The 4,587-nt window shown below is 58.7% G+C and carries 5 protein-coding genes; 2 read left to right on the forward strand and 3 right to left on the reverse strand.

The features are described 5' to 3' along the window. Both AC1D35_RS34750 and AC1D35_RS34755 read left to right on the forward strand, forming a co-directional pair. Positions 1-1,264, forward strand: a 1,264-nt coding sequence (locus tag AC1D35_RS34750) for an MFS transporter (RefSeq protein ID WP_477942427.1), incomplete at its 5' end; no start/stop codon positions are given. Between the two features lie 243 nt (positions 1,265-1,507). Then, positions 1,508-2,254: an SDR family oxidoreductase gene (locus AC1D35_RS34755; RefSeq protein ID WP_477942429.1), complete on the forward strand. Its 747-nt coding sequence runs from the start codon at positions 1,508-1,510 to the stop codon at positions 2,252-2,254. Positions 2,255-2,347: 93 nt separating this feature from the next. Here AC1D35_RS34755 and AC1D35_RS34760 read toward each other — a convergent pair whose 3' ends face one another. Genes AC1D35_RS34760 through AC1D35_RS34770 form a run of 3 tightly spaced genes read right to left on the reverse strand, consistent with a single transcriptional unit; the run spans position 2,348 to position 4,118 of the window. Beyond that, the gene (locus AC1D35_RS34760; protein WP_477942431.1) at positions 2,348-2,959 is read right to left on the reverse strand and encodes an SCO family protein; all 612 of its coding nucleotides are present in this window, start codon (positions 2,957-2,959) and stop codon (positions 2,348-2,350) included. After that, positions 2,956-3,903: a cytochrome c oxidase assembly protein gene (locus tag AC1D35_RS34765; protein ID WP_477942433.1), complete on the reverse strand. Its 948-nt coding sequence runs from the start codon at positions 3,901-3,903 to the stop codon at positions 2,956-2,958. The genes AC1D35_RS34760 and AC1D35_RS34765 overlap by 4 nt, the downstream gene beginning before the upstream one ends. Beyond that, the gene (locus tag AC1D35_RS34770; protein WP_477942435.1) at positions 3,891-4,118 is read right to left on the reverse strand and encodes a hypothetical protein; all 228 of its coding nucleotides are present in this window, start codon (positions 4,116-4,118) and stop codon (positions 3,891-3,893) included. The genes AC1D35_RS34765 and AC1D35_RS34770 overlap by 13 nt, the downstream gene beginning before the upstream one ends. Positions 4,119-4,587: the final 469 nt, after the last annotated feature.

Here is a 4,587-nt window from a genome sequence, read left to right on the forward strand (position 1 = left end):
GCCTTGCTCAGACCATGCAGGCACCCATCCAATGTCATTTTTCCGCAATTACACTTTGCCAAGTCAAAACACGATCGTGCTGGCCGCTGGCCAGGCGCTCTTTACGGCTGCGGTGTCGGTCGATCTGACCTTGACCGGCCTGACCGGTTATCAACTCGCACCTGACAAGGCGCTGGCGACACTGCCCTTTGCGCTCATCTCGGCAGCAGGGGCGATCGTCACCCTGCTTGCGTCCTATCTGATCGAGCGACTTGGACGCCGGATGGCCTTCATTGTCGGGTCAGCTGCATGCGCAAGCGGAGGAGCGATTTCGGTCTGGGCGGTCCTGCATGCCGACTTTTGGATATTTTGTCTGGGCACGGCGGGAGTGGGCATCTTTCAGGCATTCGCGGGCTACTATCGGCTTGCGGCAGCCGATGCTGTTGCACTGGAAGGCAAGGCCAAGGCGATCTCCTTCGTATTGGCCGGCGGTGTTGCGGCAGCTATCTTGGGGCCTCTGCTTGCCTCCTGGACCAAGGATATATTGCCCGCAATGTTTGCAGGATCCTATCTGCTCGTCTGCGCCCTTGGCGTGGCGTCCGTGCTCCTGTTCGCCCTCGTCTTCAGGGATCAGAGGCACACGTCGCATGTGGAGCAATTCGAAGGGCATGCACGGCCTCTTGGCGTCGTCTTCATGCAGCCGATCTCTTGGGCGGCACTTGCAAACAACGTGATCGGCGGCGCCATCATGATGCTGCTGATGACAGCTGCCCCGCTTGCGGCCGTGGGCGCCGGCCATACGATCGATGATGGCGCGGGAATGATCCAGTGGCATCTCGTCGGCATGTACGCACCCTCGCTGTTTGCTGGTGCATTGATAAGACGATTTGGCTTGGCGCGAATCCTGATCGCCGGGATGGTGCTGACGGCAATCTGCCCAGTCATTGCGGTCAGCTCACTCCAGGTTCCGGCTTTCTATGTCGCGCTGCTGTCGCTCGGTGTGGGCTGGAATTTCATGTTCGTCGGCGGCACCACCCTGTTGGCGGGCTCTTATCTGCCGGTCGAGCGCGCGAAAATCCAAGGCATTGCCGAGATGCTGCGTGCGGCTGTAACGGCGCTCACCTCCCTTGCTGCCGGCCCGCTGCTCGAGTGGCTCGGTTGGAAGGAGCTCAATCTCATCTGCCTGCCCCTCGTCGTCGTCGCGGTTGCCATGACGGCATATTGGATCCTGGATGAGAAAAAAGCGCTTCGCGCGGGCAGCCGCCTGGCCGTGCAACGACCATAGGTTACCGTCGAGACGATAGCACGAATCCTCTGGAATCTTCGGCACACTTCTCACCCTGACTGCTTTTCGGCGTCGAACCGTCTCTTCAGGGCCCATGTCCGACGTCGATCAACGATAAGCAGGCCCGGTCTCGGCGACATGTCTTGAGAGCTCTGTGTCCTCCTTTCGCTCGCCAGCCAAGTCTAAAAATAGAAACCGCCAGCCACGCTATCGTGGACACCTGGCCTTCGGAAGGAATGCAGCATGAGACTCGCAAATAAGACGGCTCTGATCACCGGCGGCACCAGCGGTATCGGCTTGGCGACCGCAAAACTTTTCATCGCCGAAGGCGCACGTGTTGCGGTCACCGGACGCAACGAGACGGTGTTCGAACAGATCATCGCGGAACTTGGCAACGAGGCATTGGTGCTCAAGGGCGACGTCCGATCAAACGACGACATGCGTGCAGTTGCCAGACAGGTGAAAGAACGGTTTGGCGGTCTGGACGTGGTCTTTGCGAATGCGGGCCACGCATTTCCGTCCCCCATCAACGACATCGACGACAGGCTCTACGATGACATCATGGACATCAACGTCAAAGGCACCGTCATCACCTTGCAGGCAGTGTTGCCAGTCCTGCGCGAGGGAGCCTCGTTCATCATGAACACGTCCTTCGTGGCCCAGACGGGCAAACACGGTATTTCCCTGACAGCTGCTGCGAAGGCCTCGCTCCGTTCGCTGGCCAGAAGCTGGTCGTTCGAGTTTCTGGACAGGAAAATTCGCTTCAACGCTCTCGCCCCGGGCGCAATCGATACGCCTTTGACAAGCAAGTGGGGTATGCGGGAGGAGGACCTCGCGGGCATGAAACGCGAACTCGCCAAGTCCATACCCGTTGGCCGCTTGGGCGCGGCCGAGGATATTGCCCACGCGGCGCTTTACCTCGCGAGCGATGAATCATCGTATGTCGTCGGAACCGAGCTCGTCGTAGATGGCGGTGCATCCCAACTCTGAGACGCAGAGCTTGCCGGTTTCCTGTCTGGACTCTCGCATTTGAGGCGCCGGAATGAACATGTCGCGCTCCGACTGACTGGGTGACTGCCAGCGCTAGCCGAGACCGCCGCCCTGCAGAAGCAAATCAAGATCGTGACCAAAATCCTCGTCGCTTGTGCCATAGGGCGCGAGCAAGCGAAGGCGGCCGTCGCGGTCAAAAAGGAAGACGGTTGCGGTGTGATCGACCGTATAATCATCCGCCGATGCCCCAGGGTTAACCGTATAGGCAACCCGGTATCGCCGCGCCAAGGCGGCCAGTTCGTTTTCTGTCGCGCTCAGGCCGGTCACGTTCGGTGCGAAAGACTCAACATACTGTTTCAATACCGCTTGCGTGTCTCGCTTGATATCCACGGAGACGAAAAGGATGTTCACCTCGTCTTTTAGCGCCGTCTGCTTCTCCATGACCGAGGTGAAGGTGAGCAGGGTTGTTGGACAAATCTCCGGACAGAAGGTGTAGCCGAAAAACAGCACGACCAGTTTAYCACGATAATTCTGCGCAGTGACGGGTCTTCCAGTCCTGACGTCGATCATTTGAAAATCGAGATCAGGATACATCCGATCAACATCGACCAGACGCCACTTGGAATCGCCTTTGCAGCTGCTCGCTGCAGCGCCGATGACGAGCGCGCAGAATGAGCGGCGGCTCCAGACTGGCATTTCTGTCATTGGAGCCCCCTGTTGGCCAGAACCTCGGATTCTTCGTTCAGCCGTATGAAATTCAACACCAGCAATGCGCCTATGATGCTCATCATCGTGCTTGGAACCCACAGTATCAGGCCGGCATAGGTCTGGTCCTCGAGGCCGCTGATCGGCAGGATGCGTCCGCAGATATTGTAGACCGGGTAAATGTCTCGCTCCGCGAATACCACGCACGCGCCCAGCAGCATTTGCGGAAACATCACGGCAATAACAGCGATGAGCCTCGCCCCGTAAGAGATTCGTGCGAGCGGCTTGGGCCGCGGGTCGAGGATGAGTGCCCAGAACAAAATCCCGTCGATCGTCACGCTCCAATTCATGACGGTGTAGAGCGTTGGATCGAGCATGGCCCAGAAGTGGATCGATGGGATCGGCCAGAGATAGATCAAGGCGACGAAAAGAAACGATGCCAAGACCGGCTGCTGCAGGACGCCCACCAGCCTGCCAAGCGCCCTGTGCTGCAATCTCCTGCGCACCCCGGCCGGCAAGCCTTCCCAGATCGCGGCGCTAGGATTGCTGAGCGCGATCAGGAAGGGACCGGTGTGGTGGAGAAGGAGATGTTGAAATCGATGGATGAAGAACATGTGCTGTGCCGCAAAGTCCAGCCATGTCTGCATCGATGCGTAAATCAGGCCGACCCCAATCAGGAAAGCTGCCTTGCGCCAGCCGTCCGCGCGCGCGGCAACGGGAAACCTTCGAAGCCCGCGAAGATAGAGCACCATGCCAATGGCGCAACTCAGGAAAACGCCCCAGGAAAATTCGTAGGGCATCCAGAGCGGCAGCGAGCCTGGATAGCGTTCCACCAGGATCGCCTCGAGCGTTCCGGCAAGCAGTATCAATCCGACGAGCTTGAGATCCGCGTCAACGCGTGGCGTCCTGGACGCATCCGACGCCCTGGCAATCATTGCAGCCATGCTCGAACCGTCGGAAGCACAATCCCGATTGCAATCGTGATGCACAAGAACAGCAGCGCCACTCCCGCCATCACGAGCGCCTGCATCTTCATGCGTGCGGGAAGAGAGGAGTCAGCGTGGCGATCGAACAAGGCAGTCGGCTGATGTTCGTCCCTCCGACCAGCAACCACTTCGGAAAGGCTTTCGACCACCTTCTCATCGCCGTTTTCTGACACCAAAATGGAACGCCTCGTCTTTCCGTCTTTTGGATCTGTCGGGATCCCGGCCCGTCGTGGCGCAGGTCACCGTAGCAGTGACAGTCCGGAGGCAGACTTATCGATGCGGGAAAAAGCGGTAAACGACATTCTCCCCTCAAATCCGGACATGACCGGAGAACAGGCTTGCCTTGCCATGCTCCGGAGACGAAGCAAACATCGGTCATTTCTACCTGATGTCCGCCGGAGCAAGAACGCCAGAGCCTGCCTTTGCCTGGCCTGTGGCTCCGACAGAGGGTTGCACAGTCGGGTGGCTGATATCTTGATCTTGCAAGATTGCGAGGACACGCGTGGCTTGCTGCGCAATCAGAAGGTAGCAGCGCCAGCGATCAGAACGGCTTGAGAACGACGAGCGTAACGACGGCGACCACAATGCAGATGATGCCGGCAGCAGCAAACCGGATGGTGGTGACACCGTGAGGTTGTTGCC

Source organism: Rhizobium sp. P1_E6, from assembly GCF_056405875.1.

What these genes read in the sequence shown, in the direction of transcription:
- AC1D35_RS34755 (WP_477942429.1), top strand. Translation starts at nt 1,508, where the DNA reads ATGAGACTCGCAAATAAGACGGCTCTGATCACCGGCGGCACCAGCGGT.
- AC1D35_RS34765 (WP_477942433.1), bottom strand. Translation starts at nt 3,903, where the DNA reads ATGGCTGCAATGATTGCCAGGGCGTCGGATGCGTCCAGGACGCCACGC.